This is a genomic window from Pseudooceanicola marinus (assembly GCF_020177265.1).
GTDB lineage: Bacteria > Pseudomonadota > Alphaproteobacteria > Rhodobacterales > Rhodobacteraceae > Pseudooceanicola > Pseudooceanicola marinus_A.
Genome location: NZ_JAIVMC010000007.1, coordinates 172,465 through 190,773 on the forward strand (window position 1 = coordinate 172,465; position 18,309 = coordinate 190,773).

The following is an 18,309-nucleotide window of genomic DNA, read 5'->3' on the forward strand; positions in this document are numbered from 1 at the left end:
GACCTGCAAACGGACGTTCCATGCCCCTGACAGATGACGTTATGACCGGCCTGATCGAGGCCGTGCGCGACGCCGCGCGAACGGAGATCCTGCCGCGTTTCCGCAACCTTTCGGCCGACCAGATCGACACCAAGAGCGGCCCCGATGACCTGGTTACCGTGGCCGATCGCGCCGCCGAGGCGCGGCTGACCGCCGCCGCGCAGCGGCTGCTGCCGGGCGCCCTGGTCGTCGGTGAGGAAGGGGTGGCGGAGGATCCCACGATCCTCGACCGCTTTGCCGAGGCGGAGCTGGCGGTGGTCATCGACCCGGTCGACGGCACTTGGAACTTTGCCAACGGGCTGGCCAATTTCGGGGTGATCCTGGCGGTGGTCGAGGGCGGGCGGACGATCTTCGGCCTGCTGTATGACCCGGTGCTGGACGACTGGATCACGGCCACCCCCGGGGGCGGGGCCTGGTTCTGCCGTCCCGATGCGGCGCCGCGCCGCCTGTCCGGCCCGCCGGCGCGGCCGCGTGACCGCTGGCAGGCCTTCGTGCCGCTGCGCCTGTATGTGCCCGAACACCGCGCCACCCTTTGGCAGCAGGCGCAGGGGTTCGGCGATGCCTTCACCCTGCGCTGTTCCTGCCATGAATACCGCATGATGGCCCTTGGCCACGCCGACCTGATGTTGGCGCCCGTGGTGAAACCCTGGGACCATGCCGCGGGCGTCCTGATCGTCGAGGAATGCGGGGGCGCGGTCTGGTCCGGCGGCAGGCCGGGCTACCGGCCCGCGGGGCCGGCCCATCCCCTGATGGTCATGGGCCGGGCCGAGGCAGGCGAGGATCCGGCGCTGTGGCTGCCCGCGGGCGTCTGAGGCGCGCCGATCAGGATCATGGAAAAGAGGCGGTCCCGGCGGGCCGCCCCTTTCCAGTCCAACGGCGCGGCGCGCCTCAGACGCGGGCCAGCGCCTCCATCAGCTGCCCATAGGCCAGCTGGCCGGTGCGGAAGGCATCCAGCCGGAAGAACTCGTTCGGGGCGTGGATGTTCTCGTCGCCATGGCCGAAACCGAACATCACCGCATGCACGCCGAGCTCTCCCAGCAGGGTGGTCATGACCGGGATCGAGCCGCCGACACGGGTGCGGTAAGGCGCGCGGCCGTAGACCTCTTCCAGAACCTGTGCGGCGATGGCGGTGGCGTTGTGGCCGGCGGGCACCTGGAAGGGCTCGGCCCGACCGGGGTTCTGGGTGACCTCCGCCGTGATGCCCGGTGGGCAATGGGCGGCCACATGGGCGCGGATCGTCTCGAAAACCGCTTCGGGGCTTTGGCCGGCAACAAGGCGGCAGGTGATCTTGGCGCTGGCGTGGGCGGGCAGCACCGTCTTGGTGCCCGCGCCCTGCCAGCCGCAGGTCATGCCGTTCACCTCCAGCGTGGGCCGGGCCCAGAGGCTTTCGCGGACCGTATAGCCTGGTTCGGGCAGCACAGCAGGGGCGCCGGTTTCTGCGAGATAGCCCGCCTCGTCGTAGGGCACGCGGGCGATGGCGGCGCGGGTCTCCGCGTCCAGCGGCAGAACGTCGTCGTAGAACCCTTCGACGGTGATCTGCCCCTCGGGGGATTTCATCGAGGCCAGGATCTGCGCCAAAGCCATGCCGGGGTTGGCCACGCCGCCGCCGTGTTGCCCGGAATGCAGGTCCGCCGCCGGTCCCTGCACATGCACCTCCAGACTGACCAGCCCTTTCAGCGCCTCGACGATCTGCGGCTGCCCCGGCGCCCATTGTGATCCGTCGGCGGAAAAGATCATGTCGGCCTTCAGCCGGTCGGCGTGTTCGGCCACGAAGGGCGGCAGGTCCGGGGAGCCGATCTCCTCCTGGCCTTCGAAGAAGAACCTCACGTTGACCGGCAGCCTGCCGTCGGTCTTCATCATCGCCTCGGCCGCCAGGATGGGGATCAGCATGCCGCCCTTGTCGTCCGAGGCGCCGCGCGCCCAGACCCGGTTGTCACGCACCTCCGGCTCGAAGGGCGGGCTGTGCCACAGCTCGAAGGGCTCCGCGGGTTGCACGTCGAAGTGACCGTAGATCAGGATCGTCGGCTTCTCCGGTCCGGCGCCCATCCATTCCGCCAGGACGACCGGGTGGCCGTCGGTCGGCAGGATCTCAGCCCCGGTCACGCCCGCTGCCTCCAGCCGGTCGCGCACCCAACGGGCGGCGCGCATCACGTCGCCGGTGTTCTCGGGCTTGGCCGAGACCGAGGGGATGCGCAGGAAACCGAGAAGCTCTTCAGTGAAACGCGCCTGGTTGGCGTCGAGATAGCCGGTCCAATTCATCGCGGGGTCTTTCGTCTGGGGATCCTTGCCCCCAGCTAGACCCGTTCGCGCGCGAATGGCCAGAGCGGTATCCCCGCGCGGCGCGGCCCCGGAGGCGCTGCGCCCAAGCGGCAGGCGATCCCGCGCGCGCCTCCCGTTCAGGCGGCCCCTTCCATCGAGCCGCGCAGGTAATGGGCCGTCATATGGGCGATCACCTCGGACACCACGGCGGGGCGGACGTGGACATTGTCGTTGTCGAAGGCCGCGAGGCCCATCGAGGTGACCATTTCGTAGCTGGGAAAGTAGTCGACGCCGTCGAACTGCTCCGCGACCTCCTCGGCCACCACGCGCAGCACAGCCTTGGAATAGGCGTTGCGCATGATCGCATCGCCTTCGACAAAGGTGGCCTGCAGGGGGACGGGCGACAGGGTCAGCAGCACCCGTTGGCCGCCCTCGGTGACCAGACGGTCCATCATCTCGAACAGCATGTCGCGGCAGGTCGCTGTGTCCAGCCGGCGGAAGACGAAGCGCTCGGGCTCGGCGCGCAGCAGGCGTCGGTTTGGCACCTCGTTCAGGTAGATGCCCTCGAACTGGTCGAACCAGCATTCGACCAGGCCCAGGGTGACCACAACGGTATCGCAGGACGCCAGCCCTTCGGCGTAAAGTCGGCGGATCTGGGCGCGCCGTTCCAGGGCACGGGCGCGGGCCACGGCGCGCCCGCCGGTGGCCAAAAGGCAATCCTGCACCATCTCCTGGTCTTCCGCCGCAGCCTGGCCTGCCTCGCCCTGATCCGCTCCGGCGGCGGTCGGCAGCCGGTAGAGGCCGGCGCCGGTTTCGCCGGTTTCGGCATCGCGCAGGCATTGCAGCATGGTGGCGGGGTTGTACTGGTTCAACAGACGGTTCGGTCGCCCCGGTGCCTCCTCCAGCGGGGCGCTGAAGGCGGTGGTGGGCACCTCCAGACCGGCGGCGATCAGGGCGTCTTCGACATTGCGGGCGAAGCAGGAGCCAATGGTGAAGACACCGCCATTCGGGGCCAGGTGGAAGCTCGGGGTGATCTGCGGGCGCAGCATGCCCCCGGCGCTGCGGGCGTCGGACCGGTCGGGGTAGCGGCGCGCGGGATTACGCAGGGCGCGGGCGACGACCCCTTCGCCGTCAGGCGCCATGCCCCTGGCGGCAGGACCCGCGAGCCTGTGGCGGCCATCAGTCTGCGGCCTCTGCGACGGTTGTTGCCTGTCTTCTGACATATCCCTCATGGGCGCCTCCTGGCGTCGATTCTTGGCGGTACAATCGGGCAGGGTGGGTTAATATCCCTTCAATCGCCGTGGCTGTTCCGGCCGGAGCGATGCAAAATGTGACCCCGGAAGCGCAATGCGCGAATGCAGGACATCGCGGCGTTGCCGTGGTCGCATCCTTGTGGCACAACCGGGTCCGAGAGGATTCTGAACGAAAGAGTCTAGTTATGACCGACTACGCCGCCCGCCGCACGATGATGGTCGATGCGCAGGTCCGCCCCTCCGACGTGACCAAATTCCCGATTATCGAGGCCATGCTCTCGGTTCCGCGCGAGCTGTTCGTGCCGCAGGAGCGCAAGGAGGCCGCCTATCTGGGCGAGAACCTGCCCCTCGGCGGAAACCGCGTCCTGCTGGAACCGCGCACCTTCGCCAAGATGCTGGACGCGCTGGACATCCAGCCCGAAGAGCTGGTGCTGGATCTGGGCGCCGCCCAGGGCTACTCCGCCGCCGTCATCGCCCGCATGGCCGAGGCCGTGATCGCCGTCGAGGAAGACAGCGAACTGGCCGGCGATAGCCAGCAGATCCTCAGCGATCTGGGCGCCGACAACGTGATCCTGCACGAGGCCAAACTGGCCGAGGGGGCGCCGGAACACGGCCCCTACGACGTGATTCTGATCGAGGGCGCGGTGGAACACCTGCCCGAGGCGATCACCGACCAGCTGAAGGAAGGCGGTCGCATCTGCGTGCTTTTCGCCGAGGGTCATCTGGGTGTCGTGCGTGTCGGCTACAAGATCGACGGCAAGATCAGCTGGCGCTTCTCCTTCAATGCAGGAGCACCGGTGCTGCCCGGTTTCGAACGACATGCGGCCTTCACCCTTTGATCCTTCGGGTCGGTCAGGCGCCGCGTCTCAAACAAACTGAGCCGGGCCAACCGGCGGAACGAGGAAGAACAGGATGATGGAACAGGTCAAGGCGCCCCGGCGTCGCGGAATCTTTGCCGGGCTGCGGCAATCGGCACGGGCGCTCCTGTCGGGGGCGGCCTGCGCCGCAGCTCTGGTGGCGCTGCCGGGCGCCGCCAGTTCGGAAACGCTGGGGCAGGCCCTGGCGGATGCCTATCGTAATTCGGGCCTGCTGGAGCAGAACCGCCTGTTGCTGAAGGCCACCGATGAAGACGCCGCCGGCGCTCTGGCGGCGCTGCGCCCGGTCCTGGCCTGGAGCGCGAACGCCTCCAGCGACTACAACGATGCCACCGGCGTGACCTCCAACGGGCTCGGGGCTGGCCTCTCGGTCAGCTATACCCTGTTCGACTTCGGCAAGGGCCAGCTGGGTCTCGACATCGCCAAGGAAACCGTCCTGGTGACCCGCCAGCAGCTGCTGGCCATCGAGCAGCAGGTGCTGCTGCGCGCCGTCAGTGCCTACATGGAAGTGCGCCGCGCCCTGCAGACGCTGCAGCTGCGCCGTGCCAACGTCCGCCTTCTGAGCGAGGAACTGCGGGCCGCGCAAGACCGGTTCGAGGTGGGTGAGGTGACCCGCACCGATGTCGCCCAGGCCGAGGCCGCGCTGGCCGGGGCCCGGTCGGGCCTGACCGCCGCGCAGGGCTCGCTGATCCAGGCGCAGCTGGAATACGAGGCCGCCGTGGGCCACAAGCCCGGCGACCTGGCGCCGCCCGCCCGCCTGGGCCGGGTGCCCGGCCAGGTGTCCGAGGCCGTGAATATCGGCCTGCAGACCCATCCCAGCATGAATGCGGCCCGCCGTCAGGTGACGGTGGCAGAGCTGCGCATGCGGCAGGCCGACCTTCAGGTGGCGCCCGACATCGACCTGTCGGCCAGCGTGTCGATCTCCCGTGACCTGGACAATGACTTCACCACCAACAGCCGTTCCATCGGCCTCGGCGCCTCCGGCCCGATCTACAGCGGGGGGGCCATCGCGTCGGCCCGTCGCCAGGCGGTCCTGAGCCGGGACGCACAGCTGGCCAACCTGCGCGTGGTCAGCACGGATGTGACCCAGAACGTCGGCAATGCCTTCTCCGGCGTGCAGATTGCCCGTGCGGCCTCGGTCGCCGGCGAGGAACAGGTGCGTGCTGCCGAGGTGGCCTTCGAGGGCGTCCGGGAAGAGGCGAACCTCGGGTCGCGCACCACGCTCGACGTGCTGACCCAGGAACAGGCGCTGCTGGATGCCCGCGTCGATTACCTGTCCTCGCAGGTCGACGAGGTGCTGTCGCGCTATTCGCTGCTGTCCACCATGGGGCTGCTGACGGCAGAGAACCTCGGCCTGAACGTCGAGATCTACGACCCGGCGGCCTACTACAACATGGTCAAGGATGCGCCGGCGGGGATCTCCTCCCAGGGGCGGAAGCTCGATTCCGTTCTGCGCCGCATCGGGAAAGAGTAAAACTCTGCTCATCCATTGTGAAAAACCCTTGCCCGGGCTAGACTTCGGGCTTGGGGATTAACGGTTAGAGCAGATGAACGACCCTGTCAGCAACGTCCAGATCGAGGATGTCCTGGCTTCCATTCGGAAGCTGGTATCGGAAGAAGTGCGCGCCCAGACGCAGCCCGAGGAGGCCCGCAAGGGGCCCACGGCCTTCGGGCGCAAGGGCGAGGCGGCTCCGGAAGAGAAAGCCCCCGCCGCGCCCGAGAAATTGATTCTGGCGCCGCATCTGCGCGTGGCCGATCCGGAGCCGGGTAGCGCTCCCGAAAGGGACGCGGAGACCGCGATCGGCACTGCTGACGATGATCTGAGCGACAGCTTTGCCGATGCCGGCCTGTCCTTTGCCCCGGAAAACGACCCTGAAGACCCTCTCGCGGAAGAGATCGAAGAGGCGCCCTTTGCCGAGGTGTCGGACGAAGCCGCCCTGCGCGGCTTCGACGATGCGCCGGTGGCCTTCGACGGCAGCAGCTGGGTGCCCGCCTATACCGGGGCACAGCGCGATGATGATCTGACTGGGAACGCGGCGGAGGACGACGTCCTGGGTGCGCAGCGCGAAGATGAAGAGCCCGAGGATGACGTGCTGGAGGGCACGGAGGATGACGACGACGAGTTCGACTTCGACGAGATGCTCGCCTCGCTGAACGCCGATCATGCCCGGTCCACCGATTTCTCCGATTTCGGCGATGGTGCTGCCGAGGCGCTGGCCGCCGCTGCTCACGTCGACGCCGCTCCCGTCGAAGACATGGCCGATGACCCCGCCAAGGATGATACCGCAGAGGACGAGGCCGCGGAGGATGCGCGGTTCGACGATCTGGACGCGGTTCTCAGCCGCCTTGATTTCGATACCGACCCGGCGCCACGCCACGACCGGTCCGGGCTGCGGGACGACATCGAGGACGCGGAACTGGTCGAGGGGCAGGGCGACAATGTCCGCAGTTTCGAGTCGCTGTTCCGCCGCAATGAGACCGTGACGCCGGTGGCAGAGCCGGAGCCGGTCGAGGCCGAGGACGAGCCGGCAACAGAGGCCCCCGAAGGATACCGTTTCGTCGCACCGGATGCGGATGATCCGACACAGGACGCCGATTTCCTGGATGGCAACAGGACGGATCCGCTGCCCGAGGCGGACTTCGACGCGATGCCGGAGCATGACGCCCTTGTTGGCGGCGCGGCGCAGTCGCCATCCGAACTGGCTGATCCCTATCAGGATGACGCGGACGACGGCAGCGTCACCGTGGATGAGGAGGCCCTGCGCGAGCTCGTCTCCGAGATCCTGCGGCAGGAGCTTCAGGGTGCCCTGGGCGAGCGGATCACCCGCAACGTGCGCAAGCTGGTGCGCCGTGAGATCCAGCGCGCGCTGCAGAGCAAGGATTACATCTGAGGCCGGCTCGGGGGCGCGGGCCGCAAGTGCCCGGGCTTGGTGTGCTCCTGTCGCGCCCGTGTGGCCTGATCAGCCCGCCGGGGCGTTGACCTCCCCTGACATCGCCAGAAGCCCGTCCAGGTCGAGGTGGGCCGCCATGTGGTCGGCCAGCCGGTCCAGGACGCTGTCCACCTCGGTCTCGTAGCGCAGGGCGGAGGCGGGGGTGCCAAGCTCCGCCAGCAGCGCGGCGCGGAAGCCGTCGGCGGCGAAGAGGCCATGCAGGTAGCTGCCCCGCACCAACCCATTCTCCGACATGGCGCCCTCGGGGCGACCCGCGATCTGCAGCCAGGGGCGGTCCGTGTCGGGGCCGGTAGTCTCGCCCAGATGGATTTCATAGCCTTCGACCGGGTTGCCGCTGGCCGGGTGGGACCCCTGGCGCAGGTGCAGCTGTTTCTCGGGGTGCAGCACGGTGTCGATCTGCAGGTGTCCCAGCCCTTCCGTGACGCCTGGAGGGCCTTCGAGGCCCTCAGGGTCCGATAGGGTCCGGCCGAGCATCTGAAAACCGCCACAGAGGCCCATGACATGGCCGCCGCGGCGCAGGTGCGCCGCCAGGTCGATATCCCAGCCTTCCGCCCGGAAGGCCGCCAGATCGGCGCGGGTGCTTTTTGAGCCGGGCAGCAGGATCAGCGCCGCATCGGCGGGCAGGGGGCGGCCAAGCGGCACCAGGTCCAGCGTGATGCCCGGTTCGGCGGCCAGCGGGTCCAGGTCGTCGAAATTGGCGATCCGGGGAAGGCGGGGCACCGCGATCTTCGCCGCGCCGGCGGCGGGGGCATCCGCCGGGCGGTCCAGATCCATCAGGTCCTCGGCGGGCAGGCGCCAGGCTTCGGCGAACCAGGGTAGCACGCCCAGGCCGGGCCAGCCGGTGCGCCCCGCGATCGCGGCGTAGCCTTCGTCAAAGAGGCGGGGGTCGCCCCGAAACTTGTTGATGAGGAAGCCGCGGATCATCGCCCGGTCTTCAGCGTCCAGCACCTCGGCCGTGCCGACCATCTGGGCGATGACACCGCCCCGGTCGATGTCGCCTGCCAGCACCACCGGCACGCCCGCCGCCCGGGCGAATCCCATGTTGGCGATGTCGCGGGCCCGCAGGTTGATCTCTGCGGGGCTGCCTGCGCCTTCGACCAGCACCAGGTCGGTGTCACGGGCCAGGCGGTGGAAGCTGTCCAGCACCCGGTCCATCAGGCCCGCGCGCAGGGCGGGGTAGTCGCCGGCGGCGCTGCTGGTCAGGCGCCGGCCCTGGACGATGACCTGGGCGCCGGTCTCGCTTTCGGGCTTCAGCAGGACGGGGTTCATGTGGACCGAGGGCGGCAGGCCGCAGGCTCGAGCCTGCAGGGCCTGGGCGCGGCCGATCTCGCCGCCGTCCGCCGTCACTGCGGCATTGTTCGACATGTTCTGCGGCTTGAAAGGGGCCACGCGCAGGCCGCGCCGGGTCAACGCCCGGCCAAGGCCGGCCACCAGCAGTGACTTGCCCACGTTGGAGCCGGTCCCCTGAATCATGATCGCGCGGGCCATGATACCCCCCTTGTCAAAAGGAAAACGCGCCCCTTTCGGAGCGCGTTTTTCATGGCGAAACCGGCTGGGCTGGTTCCGTCAATGGGCTCAGGCCGCTTCGGCCTGTTCCGCTGCGTGGCGACGCTCGCTCTCTTCGCGCGAGAGGGCGACGGAGGTCCGGACACCTTTGGAAACGAACTCCATCAGGCCACCGACCACGCGTTCATTCGGGTCGATGCCGGCACAGGACAGAACTTCACGGCCGTCACGAGACCGGGCCCAGCGGGCGATCTGTTCCGGGCCGTTGCCGTATTTCTTGTCGTCTGCAATGGCGTCATCGAGGGCCGCCAGTACGACAGCGGCAAACAGTTTGCGTGCGCGGTTGCCCTGTTCGTTATTGAAGGCGGTGCCGTCAACGAAATCTTTCATGATCCGTCCTTGCTTATTGCTCTTGTGTTTCGGGCGTGCCGCCCCTTATGACCAAAAAGAACCGATTCGGATAGCGCAATCACGCATCCCTGCGTTGCGTTCACCGCATGGCTCATTGGGCCACACCCAAGCGTGACACCCCCGTGGCGATGACTTGTCACGGGGCTGAAGGCCATATATAGGCTGGCCCGGAAACGGATCAACACGCAGGCTTCCCGAATGCCCAAGATCAACGGAAACGAAATTCGTCCCGGCAACGTGCTGGAACACAACGGTGGCCTCTGGGCGGCCGTCAAGGTGGACCACGTCAAGCCCGGCAAGGGCGGCGCCTTCGCCCAGGTCGAGATGAAGAACCTGCGCAACGGCTCCAAGCTGAACGAGCGTTTCCGCAGCGCCGACAAGGTCGAGCGTGTGCGGCTGGAGCAGAAGGACATGCAGTTCCTGTTCGAAAGCGACGGGATGCTGAACTTCATGGATATCGAAACCTTCGACCAGGTCGAGGTTTCCGCTGATTTGCTTGGCGATCGTCGGCCCTTCCTGCAGGACGGCATGACCATCGTGGTGGAATTCTACGAGTCCGAGGCGCTGAACGCCACGGTGCCGCAGAAGGTGACCTGCAAGATCGTCGAGACCGAGCCGGTGGTGAAGGGTCAGACGGCGGCGAATTCGTTCAAGCCGGCGATCCTCGACAACGGCGTCAAGGTCATGGTGCCTCCCTTCGTGGGCCAGGACGAGGACATCGTCGTCAACACTGAGACCATGGAATACGCCGAACGCGCCTGAGCGTGCCCGCCGCGGCGGAATCGGATTGATAAGGAGGCCGCGCGACGCGCGGCCTTTCACGTTCTCAGCGGGCATCTGGGGGGCTGTTGCCCGCTCCGAAAAGCTGCATCTTCCCAGTGCATATGAAGCGGCTGCATGGCTGCGGCGGCCCATTCTGGCTTTGGCAGCTTGGTGAAATTTCCGCCATTTAGGCGCGCTTCAGCCCCCAATTTCCCTCGGCTTGGCCGCGCGTGCCTGTCCAGCGCAAGGCTGCCGGTGCGTCGCGACCTGGACAGATTGGCGCGTTTGCCTGAAATTTGTGCAATTTTCTGTGGCGGCGCTGCAACGCGGCCCTGCGGCCTGTTGTCCTGGCGCAGGAGCCGCCAGACGCGGCTCAGAGCCGGTCCAGCAGGTCCTCGACAAGCGTGCGGTAACTGGGCCCGAAGAGGCGCAGGTGAACCAGGGCGGGCCAGAGCTGGTAGATCACCCGGCGCGTGCCCCAGCCGGGCGGCAGGGAGCCGTAGTTGGCGGTGAACCCCGGCCCCGGCTGGCCGAAGAGATGCAGCATCGCCAGGTCGACCTCCGCATCGCCGCGGGCGCAGGCGGGGTCGATCAGATGGACATTGCCCGACGGGCCGAACAGCAGGTTGCCGGCCCAGAGATCGCCGTGCAGCAGCGAGGGCCGCGGAGCGGCGGGCAGCATGTCCGGCAGCCGCTGCGCCAGGGCCTCGATCCGTCGCGCAAGCGGCATGGGCAGGGTCTCGATCCCCTGCAGCAGGCGTGCCTCGGCCCAGAAGCGGGGCCAGTCGGTGGCCGTGCCAGGCGCCTCACCGGGCAGGCCGCAGGGAATGGGCACCGGGCCGAAGGCATAGTCCTCGGGCCAGCCATAGCCCGCACCCTCGGGCGCCGGCGCGTCGTGCATGGCGCGTAGGCGGCGTCCCAGGCGGCCCCAGGCCCCGGGCAGGGCGTGGCTTTCGGGCAGGTGTTCGAGGATCAGCATCAGCGGCCGCACCTCCAGCACCTTGGGCACGGGGGCCCCCGTCCGCGCCATCGCCTCCAGCATGCCGGCCTCGGCGCGGGCATGGCTGCCCAGCTTGGCAACCCGGTGGCTGCCGTCCGCCAGCGTCAGCAGGCGCACCTCCGACAGGTCGCCGCCCTGCAACTGGCGCATCCCGGTGACGGGCTGGCCTACCAGGTCGGCCAGCAGGGCGGAGGACGGATCGCTCATTCGGGCGCGTCGGGCAGGGCGGTGACCCGGGCGTCGCCGGCGCTCAGCACGCCCGTGGCACGGTCGAAGCGCAGGTAGGCGATGCCTTCGCCGCCCGCCTGGGTGTAGAGCGTGCCGGCGGCCTTGCCGTCCTCGCTTGCCAGCGCGGTGCCCGGGGGCGCACTGCCCTCCACGGCGACGCGGCGCAGGCCCTTCCGCAGTTCAGTCTTGTGCTTCATCCGTGCGGTCACCTCCTGGCCGACGAAACAGCCCTTGCGGAAGTCGACCCCGTGCAGCCGCTCGAACCCGGCCTCCAGGATGAAGGTGTCCGGCGTCAGCTCGATCCCCGTCTCGGGGATGCAATGAGCCACGCGGATGGCCACGAAATCGCTGCCGTCATCGCCCGCCTCGGTGCCGTAGAGCCGCCAGCCAAGCGCCGGGTGACGCGGATCGGGCACGGCGCCCTCGGGCGCCTCGCCGGTGCCGCGGTAGACCTTCAGATCGGTGTCCTCGATCTGCACGTCGGCGCGCAGCTTGTAGAGGGTCAGCTTCTGCAGCAGCGCAGGCGCCAGATCGGCGGCCACGTCCAGCAGCAGAGCATCGCCCTGCGGGACCAGCAGGAAATCGGCCTGGTACTTGCCCTGGGGCGTCAGCAGGGCGGCGTAGACGGGCCCCTGGTCGAGGCGCCCCAGGTCGTTGGTGACGAGGTTCTGCAGGAAATCGTGTGTATCGTTGCCGGTAAGGCGCAGCACGCGGCGATCTGTTTCGGACATCGGGGACTCCCGGTTTTCGATTTGCTCCCTTATAGCGGGCCGAGGAACTGGCCGACAGGGGGTGACATGCGCGCAGCTATTTCGGTGATCGTGACCACGCGAAATGCAGAGCGGGATCTGCCGGATCTGGCCCCGCTGATCTTCGAGGCGGTGCAGGAGGGGATCCTGCGGGAGCTGATCTTCGCCGATGCGGGTTCGACCGATGCCACTGCCGAGATCGCCGAGGCGATCGGCGCCGAGGTGGTGCGCGGGGATCGCAACGCTGCCGCTGCAGAGGCGCAGGGCGAATGGCTGCTGTTTCTCGACCAATGCGACCGGCCCGAAAGTGGCTGGACCCGGGCCGCGGCGGATCACCTGGGCGCGAGGGCGCCGGGGGTCTTCCGGCAGGGCCGGATCGGCGATCTGCGGGCGCGGGTCCTGGCGCCAGGGGCCGACCGGGCGCTGATGATCCGCGCCGTGGACTGGCGGGCCGGACGCCTGGGGCGCGCGCGGGTCTGGTCCGCGCGCAACCGCCCCGTCAGCCGCCGAACAGCCTGAGGAAGGCGCGCCGGAAAATACCGGCGTCATCGGCATCCGCAGCGCGGCCGCGATTGCGGGTGCGGTCCCGTTCCTGTTCCAGCGCCATGCGATCGGCGGTGCGACCATCGGTGCGGAACTGAAGATCATGCAGATGCGCATAGATCCCGCCGTGCGCCATCAGCTCCTCGTGAGAGCCTTGGTCGGTGGCCCGGCCGCGATCCATCACCACGATCTGATCGGCGCCGCGCACGGTGGACAGGCGGTGCGCGATGACCAGCGTCGTGCGTCCTTCCGCCAGCCGGTCCAGCGCCGCCTGCACTACGGCCTCGGATTGCGCATCCAGCGCCGAGGTCGCCTCGTCCAGCAACAGGATCGGCGTGTCGCGCAGCAGGGCGCGAGCGATGGCGACCCGCTGACGCTGCCCGCCCGACAGGGACGACCCGCGCGGGCCCACTGGCGTGTCGAGACCCTGGGGCAGATTCTCGGCGAAGTCGCTGACATGGGCGGCGGCCAGCACCTCGGCCAGACGGTCCTCGCTGACATCGGTGCGGCCCAGCAGGATGTTCTCGCGCAGGGTCTCATCGAAGAGGGCGGCATCCTGCGACACGACGGAGAAGAGACTGCGCAGGTCAGGCAGGGACATGGCCGAGACCGGCACGCCGTCGATCTCGATCTTGCCGGAGGTCGGGTCGACCAGCCGGGTCAGCAGGTTGAAGACGGTGGATTTGCCCGCGCCCGACGCGCCGACCAGCGCCGTGGTCTGCCCCGGCCGCGCGGTAAAGCTGAGGCCGTTCAGCACCGGCGTCTCGCCGTAGGAGAGGTGGACATCGGTCAGGGTCACGCCCGGCATGCCCTTCGGCGGGGCGACGGGATTGGCCGGGGAGACGAGGGAGGGCTTCGTCTCCATCAGTTCCTTGATCCGCTCCAGCGCGGCGGCGGCCACTTGCCAGGTGCCCGAAACGGCGCCCAGGCGCCGCAGCGGTTCGAAGGCAAATCCGATGGCGGTGAAGAAGGACATGAACTGTCCCACGGTTTTCTCGCCGTCGATGATCTCGGAGCCGCCGAAGATCAGCACGCCCAGGAAGCCGATGCCGGCCATGATGTCGATCATGCCGGGGATCGAGGCGGTGCCGATGGTGGAGCGGATCGAGGCGCGGACCAGGTCGTCAGTCAGGGCGCCGTATTGTCGTGATTGATACTCCTCCAGGCGGTTCAGCTTCACCGGGACGATGCCGTGGAAAATCTCGTCCAGGCGGGTGGCCAGCCGGGCGCCGAGGTCACGCGCCTCGCGCGAGCGGGCACGTACGAAGCGTTGCACGATCATCGAGGGCGCCACCAGGATCGGCGCGCCGATCAGCGCCACGGCGGTCCATTGCCAGTCCACCGAGATCGCCACGCCCATCAGGATCACCAGCGAGATCAGGTCGCGGCCCGCGCCTGTCAGGATTGCGGTCCAGACGCCGTTGACGGCGGCCACGTCCGCCTGCACCCGCTGGATCAGGAAGCCCGGCGGATGGGTCTGGTGAAAGGTGCCATCCTGGCGCATGAGGTTCGCCAGCAGGTCCATGCGCAGGTCCGCCGCATTTAGCTGGCCCACGCGTGCCAGCAGCGCCTTCTGCCCCATGGAACTGAGCGCGCGAACTATGAAGATCGACAGGATGGCGGCTCCGACCCAGCCGAGCGCACCGGTCTGGCCCTCGATGAAGACGGTGTCGAACATCGGCTTCATCATCCAGCTGAGTGCGCCCAGCATCGAGCCCTCCAGCGACATCAGCACGAAGGCGGCGATCAGCGTCCAGCTGTGTTTCTTCAGGTAGTTGACCCAGAGCCAGCGCGCCAGGATGCGGCCGGGCACATGGGCCTCCGTGCCGGGGACAGGCTTGCCGCCCATGGTGGGGGCGGGCTTGGAGGCCTTGTCAGCCGGGCGGGGACTACCTGTCGCCGCGCCGGTCGGGGTGGTGCTCTTCGGGGTATTGTCGTCAGTCATCGGCGCCACCAGGGCAGGGCGCGGAAGTCTGCCTTGATCCTGTCCGCATCATATTCGGTCCGTATCCAGTCTTCGAAGCCGATCGGCTCTTTCGCATTGCGCGCGGCGTAGACGTCGAGCAGGTGATCGAGCACGCCGGTCTTGCTCTTGCGGATGTGGATGTACTTCAGCGAGAGCATCTTGCGGGCCTCTTCCACGGGGCGGCCTTCGATCACCATCAGGTAGATCGCCGAGGCCAAGCCTGCCCGGTCGGCACCGGACTTGCAATGCATCACGAACGGGCGGGGGATGGTGCGCAGGGTCTCGATGACTGCCAGCACCTCCTCCCGGCTCGGGGCCTTGCGGGCATGCAGGCGGCGCGCGATCAGCGTCAGGCCCAGTTCGCGGCAGCTTTCGACCTCGGTCAGGTAGTGCGCCGTCGGCTTGTCTCCCCGCAGGGTCAGGACATGGGTGATGCCCATGGCCTTCATCTTCGCGAAACGCCGGTGCGTGGGGTGGTTCGAGCGCCAGACGCCCGGGGCGATCTGGAAAAAGTTGGTCCACAGGATGCGCAGCGCGGCGTGATCGAACCAGAGGTTGTAGACATTCGCGCGCCGCCGCAGTTCGGGCGTGGAAAGATCGGTGTTGTAGTGGTCGCGCAGGTCGCGCTCAAACTTGCGGATCTTGTCAGCCAGTGTCATCCCGAACCCTTGTCTGTCAGTTCCGGCGTCCGTACCGGCGCGTCCCCGCGAAACCCGCCCCCATGTAGGCGAGCAGGGGCCGTCGCGCAAGCGTGGTGGGGGTGACGTAGCGATCTGGCCGAGGGCAGCGGTAAGGGGGGCCGGAGAAAGGCGTGGGCAGGCCGGGGGCAGGGGGCGCTGCCCCCTCTTGAGCCTGCGGCTCAATTCACCCCCGGAGTATTTCAGACAAGGTGAAGCAAGGGGCCGGCGGCGCGATGCAGGCGCAGGTGCCCATGAGCCGGAGGGGCAGGCCGGACAACGCGAAAGGCGCCGGCCTGGCGGCGGGGCGCATGGGGTCCTGCAGGGCAGTCGGTCAGCGGCGTGTCAGCCTGCGGCGCGTTTCTCGGGGCGGAAGCCGATGCTGTCGGAAACGGTGAAGCGCCCGGCCTCGGCCTTGCGGATCTTGCCGTCGCGCAGCAGCTGGCCGAAGGCGCGAAGCCCGTCCTCGCGCGAGTACTCATCGGGGGCCAGAGTCTTCACCCGCGTCATCAACTGTGGCCGCGAGAAGAGAGGCTGGCCTTCCAGGAAGCACATGTAGGAGGCCGCGGCCTCCAGCAGATCCCCGAGGGAGCTGGCGCCGACGGAGGCGGCGTAATCCTCGAAACTTTCGTCCGGCGTGCGGGCCGGGACCTGCGGGGCCGCCGCGGCCTCGCGCCGCTGCTCCCCGCTGTCATGACGGGCCAGGTCGGCCACCGAGATGCGGCGCGGGCGGACCGGGCCGCGCGGGGCGGCAGCGACGTCGACGCGTTGCTCTGCCACCAATTTCAGCGGCGCGGGGCGGCTGTCCAGGCGCCGGGCGGGGGCGGTGCCATGGTGCGCGATCGCCGGGCGGCGCGGGCGCACGACCTGGGCCAGGTCTTCGCGGTAGGCATCGGTGGTGTCCTCGCGCGCGGCAAAATCCGAACCGGCGGCCTTCTCGGCCTTCTTCGCTGCCACCGCGGCGCGCAGATGCGCCAGGGCGGAGCGACGCCGGGTGCTGTCTTCCTGTTCGAACTGGTGATCCGTCTCGCGCAGGATGCGGTCCATCTGATCGGAATGATCGGTGGCCCGAAGCGTGTCGCGGGCGGTCGGACGGGCACGCGCGGCGGGCGGTTCGGCGGCCGGCGTGTCGTTTTCCTCGGAGGCCGCGCCCTCATCCGGGACCTCCGCCGCCATCGGCTCGTCCGTCAAAAGGTCGTCCGCCGTCAGGTCGGGCGCCGGCGCATCCTCGTCCATCTCGTCGGGCGAGACGCCGGTGGCGGCGTTGCTGCTGGCGATCTCATCTTCGAGCGCGGCCAGCTCGCGCTGCAACTCGGCCTCGTCCTCGGGCGAGAGTGTGCTTTCCTCCGGGGCGACGTCCGCGCGCCGCTTCACCTTCACCACGCGGGCCATGACACGCGGGGCGCCGTCCAGATCGCTGTCGTCGCCGTCGTCGGAGAAGAGGGAATCGGCGCCTTCACTGTCCTCGGACAGGTCATCCTCGGCCTCGGCGGCGCCGATGGTGGAGGAGAAGGCGGCCTCTTCGTCCGCGATCGGGGGCAGGGGGGCGCTGTCCTCCTCCTGGGGGGCGAGGTCGACGGGGGCCGCCAGGCTTTCGGCCAGGGCACGGCGGCGGGCGACCACGTCGCGGATGCGTTGCAGTTTCAGCGCGACATCGGTGACGTCGGGACGGGCCGGGGCGACGGGCAGGTCTTCGGCCTCCCGGGCGCGGGCGGTATAGATGGCGTCGGCGGCCTCTGCGATGGAATCCTGGCCGTCGCCCTCGGCAGCCAGGTCGGGCAGCTCGATCGTCTCATCGGTCTCGGGGGCTGCGGCGTCCTCGACCAGGATGGCGCCCTCGGCACTTTCGGCGTCGTCGGTCGCGGAGGGCGCGTCCACCTCAGAAAGCGCGGCGTCGAGCGGCGCAGGGTCCGTCTCCGCGTGCAGATCATCCCCTTCGGGCGCCACAAGCTCGGGCGCGTCGGAGGTGGTCTCCGCATCGTCGGCGTCTGCCGGCAGCGGCGTATCGAGCAGCAGCGCGTCCAGCGTCTGCTCCTCCGGGGCCTCGTCCTCGGTGTCGGCCAGAAGCGTGTCGAGCGACTCGCCCTCTTCGACCGGAGCCTCGATCTGGGCGCTGTCGTCTGCCGTGACGGCGTCCACGGTCGGCGCCGCATCCAGAAGATCGTCACCGGCGTCCTGCGCGATCTCGTCGTTCTGGGGGCCGGTCGCCCCTGCCTCGGGCGCGGTCGTCAGGGGATCGGCCGTTTCAATCGGGGGTTCGAGGGCGTCGGCCTCTACCGGGTCTGCTTCGGTCAGCGTCCGGGCTTCGGCCGGAGAAAATGCTGTGGTTTCGGTTGCCTCGGGGGCGGACGGCTCCGCGTCGCCCTGGTCGGAATCGGGGATCGTCTCGACGATCTCTGCCACGGCTTCGCTGTCCGCCTTCGGCAGGTCTTCTGCCGGCGTCTCGGGGACCTGTGCCTCGTCGGTCGCGGCGCGGGCCGGGGCCGAGGCGAGCAGGGCGGCGCCGCCGGCGGCGGCCAGGGCGGCGGCGATGCGCGGGGCGCGTTGCGGTTGCGGCGCGGGGCCGTCTTCGTCGTCCTCGTCGGGGCGCGCGGCCGCGGGGGCGGGGGCCCCGCTATCGGCCTGCGTTTCGGGCTGTGGCGTCGGCTCGGGGCGCGTTGCGGTGCCCTGAGCCCGGGACGCGGGAGCCGGCTGCGGCGCGGCGGTGGCCTGCTGCGCGTCGGGGCTGAGGACGATGTTTCCGTCCTCGCTGCGGGCCGTCACCCGCCGCGAGATGCTGCGCTCGGCCAGGCGGGCCAGCATGTCGGCATCGGGGGTGGGTGGCTCGGCGCCGAAATAGCGGTCATCGGCGGCCAGGTCGCGGAAGTACTCGGCAATGGCCTTCATCGTGTCGAACGCGTCGTCGAATCCCTCAAGGGTACAGGAGAACGTCCCGTAGGAAACCGTGAGGATCTTGTTCGACTCGACCACTTTACTTCTCGCTCATTCTGGCACTACCGACCCTGTAACCCGGTCTGGCCGGGGCGAGGGAGCGCTTGCTTGGACTCTTGGATGAGACATAACCCGTCCGAATCTAAGGTGCAGAAGGTT

General features: G+C 68.8%; 15 protein-coding genes. 6 read left to right on the forward strand and 9 right to left on the reverse strand.

The window, feature by feature from the left end; genetic code table 11:
- The first annotated feature begins 20 nt into the window (after positions 1–20).
- A complete protein-coding gene (locus tag LC066_RS13390) occupies positions 21–851 on the forward strand; it encodes an inositol monophosphatase family protein (protein ID WP_224899853.1) in 831 nt (276 codons plus the stop codon).
- A gap of 76 nt (positions 852–927) precedes the next feature.
- Here LC066_RS13390 and LC066_RS13395 read toward each other — a convergent pair whose 3' ends face one another.
- Together LC066_RS13395 and LC066_RS13400 are read right to left on the reverse strand one after the other, a co-directional pair.
- On the reverse strand, positions 928–2,298 hold the full coding sequence (locus tag LC066_RS13395; RefSeq protein ID WP_224899856.1) for a dipeptidase: 1,371 nt from the start codon (positions 2,296–2,298) through the stop codon (positions 928–930).
- Positions 2,299–2,435: 137 nt separating this feature from the next.
- Positions 2,436–3,440 carry a GSCFA domain-containing protein gene (locus tag LC066_RS13400; RefSeq protein WP_224899859.1) on the reverse strand — a complete coding sequence of 335 codons (1,005 nt, stop codon included), beginning with the start codon at positions 3,438–3,440 and terminating at the stop codon, positions 2,436–2,438.
- Positions 3,441–3,736: 296 nt separating this feature from the next.
- On the opposite strand from LC066_RS13400, the gene LC066_RS13405 reads away from it, so the two are divergent.
- The 3 genes from LC066_RS13405 (at position 3,737) to LC066_RS13415 (ending at position 7,317) form a co-directional block, all read left to right on the forward strand.
- Positions 3,737–4,390, forward strand: coding sequence for a protein-L-isoaspartate O-methyltransferase family protein (locus LC066_RS13405; RefSeq protein ID WP_222477970.1), 654 nt, complete (start codon positions 3,737–3,739; stop codon positions 4,388–4,390).
- A gap of 73 nt (positions 4,391–4,463) precedes the next feature.
- Complete coding sequence (locus LC066_RS13410; protein ID WP_224899863.1) at positions 4,464–5,900, forward strand: TolC family outer membrane protein; 1,437 nt, start codon at positions 4,464–4,466, stop codon at positions 5,898–5,900.
- A 73-nt stretch (positions 5,901–5,973) separates the two neighbouring features.
- Positions 5,974–7,317 (forward strand): hypothetical protein, encoded by a 1,344-nt coding sequence (locus LC066_RS13415; protein WP_224899866.1) that lies wholly within the window; start codon positions 5,974–5,976, stop codon positions 7,315–7,317.
- 69 nt (positions 7,318–7,386) lie between these two features.
- On the opposite strand, the gene LC066_RS13420 is transcribed toward LC066_RS13415, so the two are convergent.
- Positions 7,387–8,865, reverse strand: a complete 1,479-nt coding sequence (locus tag LC066_RS13420; RefSeq protein WP_224899869.1) for a cobyric acid synthase — start codon at positions 8,863–8,865, stop codon at positions 7,387–7,389.
- A gap of 87 nt (positions 8,866–8,952) precedes the next feature.
- Entirely contained in the window at positions 8,953–9,273 is a 321-nt protein-coding gene (locus LC066_RS13425; protein ID WP_097145801.1) for a DUF6280 family protein, read from the reverse strand.
- Between the two features lie 219 nt (positions 9,274–9,492).
- Between LC066_RS13425 and efp the strand changes: the two genes are divergently transcribed.
- Positions 9,493–10,056: an elongation factor P gene (gene efp, locus LC066_RS13430; protein ID WP_222477978.1), complete on the forward strand. Its 564-nt coding sequence runs from the start codon at positions 9,493–9,495 to the stop codon at positions 10,054–10,056.
- Positions 10,057–10,429: 373 nt separating this feature from the next.
- Here the strand turns inward: efp and LC066_RS13435 are convergent, their stop codons facing one another.
- Together LC066_RS13435 and LC066_RS13440 are read right to left on the reverse strand one after the other, a co-directional pair.
- Positions 10,430–11,263: a fructosamine kinase family protein gene (locus LC066_RS13435; RefSeq protein ID WP_224899872.1), complete on the reverse strand. Its 834-nt coding sequence runs from the start codon at positions 11,261–11,263 to the stop codon at positions 10,430–10,432.
- Positions 11,260–12,015, reverse strand: coding sequence for a YgfZ/GcvT domain-containing protein (locus tag LC066_RS13440; protein WP_224899875.1), 756 nt, complete (start codon positions 12,013–12,015; stop codon positions 11,260–11,262). The genes LC066_RS13435 and LC066_RS13440 overlap by 4 nt, the downstream gene beginning before the upstream one ends.
- Positions 12,016–12,081: 66 nt before the next feature.
- Between LC066_RS13440 and LC066_RS13445 the strand changes: the two genes are divergently transcribed.
- On the forward strand, positions 12,082–12,552 hold the full coding sequence (locus LC066_RS13445) for a glycosyltransferase (RefSeq protein WP_224899878.1): 471 nt from the start codon (positions 12,082–12,084) through the stop codon (positions 12,550–12,552).
- Here LC066_RS13445 and LC066_RS13450 read toward each other — a convergent pair.
- From LC066_RS13450 to LC066_RS13460, 3 genes are all read right to left on the reverse strand, one after another.
- On the reverse strand, positions 12,533–14,425 hold the full coding sequence (locus tag LC066_RS13450; RefSeq protein WP_224900226.1) for an ABC transporter ATP-binding protein: 1,893 nt from the start codon (positions 14,423–14,425) through the stop codon (positions 12,533–12,535). The two genes, LC066_RS13445 and LC066_RS13450, sit on opposite strands and share 20 nt — an antisense overlap.
- 92 nt (positions 14,426–14,517) lie before the next feature.
- On the reverse strand, positions 14,518–15,201 hold the full coding sequence (locus tag LC066_RS13455) for a tyrosine-protein phosphatase (RefSeq protein ID WP_224899882.1): 684 nt from the start codon (positions 15,199–15,201) through the stop codon (positions 14,518–14,520).
- A 363-nt stretch (positions 15,202–15,564) separates the two neighbouring features.
- Complete coding sequence (locus LC066_RS13460; protein WP_224899885.1) at positions 15,565–18,189, reverse strand: hypothetical protein; 2,625 nt, start codon at positions 18,187–18,189, stop codon at positions 15,565–15,567.
- Positions 18,190–18,309 lie beyond the last annotated feature (120 nt).

What these genes read in the sequence shown, in the direction of transcription:
- LC066_RS13390 (WP_224899853.1), top strand. Translation starts at nt 21, where the DNA reads ATGCCCCTGACAGATGACGTTATGACCGGCCTGATCGAGGCCGTGCGC.
- LC066_RS13395 (WP_224899856.1), bottom strand. Translation starts at nt 2,298, where the DNA reads ATGAATTGGACCGGCTATCTCGACGCCAACCAGGCGCGTTTCACTGAA.
- LC066_RS13400 (WP_224899859.1), bottom strand. Translation starts at nt 3,440, where the DNA reads ATGGCGCCTGACGGCGAAGGGGTCGTCGCCCGCGCCCTGCGTAATCCC.
- LC066_RS13405 (WP_222477970.1), top strand. Translation starts at nt 3,737, where the DNA reads ATGACCGACTACGCCGCCCGCCGCACGATGATGGTCGATGCGCAGGTC.
- LC066_RS13410 (WP_224899863.1), top strand. Translation starts at nt 4,464, where the DNA reads ATGATGGAACAGGTCAAGGCGCCCCGGCGTCGCGGAATCTTTGCCGGG.
- LC066_RS13415 (WP_224899866.1), top strand. Translation starts at nt 5,974, where the DNA reads ATGAACGACCCTGTCAGCAACGTCCAGATCGAGGATGTCCTGGCTTCC.
- LC066_RS13420 (WP_224899869.1), bottom strand. Translation starts at nt 8,865, where the DNA reads ATGGCCCGCGCGATCATGATTCAGGGGACCGGCTCCAACGTGGGCAAG.
- LC066_RS13425 (WP_097145801.1), bottom strand. Translation starts at nt 9,273, where the DNA reads ATGAAAGATTTCGTTGACGGCACCGCCTTCAATAACGAACAGGGCAAC.
- efp (WP_222477978.1), top strand. Translation starts at nt 9,493, where the DNA reads ATGCCCAAGATCAACGGAAACGAAATTCGTCCCGGCAACGTGCTGGAA.
- LC066_RS13435 (WP_224899872.1), bottom strand. Translation starts at nt 11,263, where the DNA reads ATGAGCGATCCGTCCTCCGCCCTGCTGGCCGACCTGGTAGGCCAGCCC.
- LC066_RS13440 (WP_224899875.1), bottom strand. Translation starts at nt 12,015, where the DNA reads ATGTCCGAAACAGATCGCCGCGTGCTGCGCCTTACCGGCAACGATACA.
- LC066_RS13445 (WP_224899878.1), top strand. Translation starts at nt 12,082, where the DNA reads ATGCGCGCAGCTATTTCGGTGATCGTGACCACGCGAAATGCAGAGCGG.
- LC066_RS13450 (WP_224900226.1), bottom strand. Translation starts at nt 14,425, where the DNA reads ATGGGCGGCAAGCCTGTCCCCGGCACGGAGGCCCATGTGCCCGGCCGC.
- LC066_RS13455 (WP_224899882.1), bottom strand. Translation starts at nt 15,201, where the DNA reads ATGACACTGGCTGACAAGATCCGCAAGTTTGAGCGCGACCTGCGCGAC.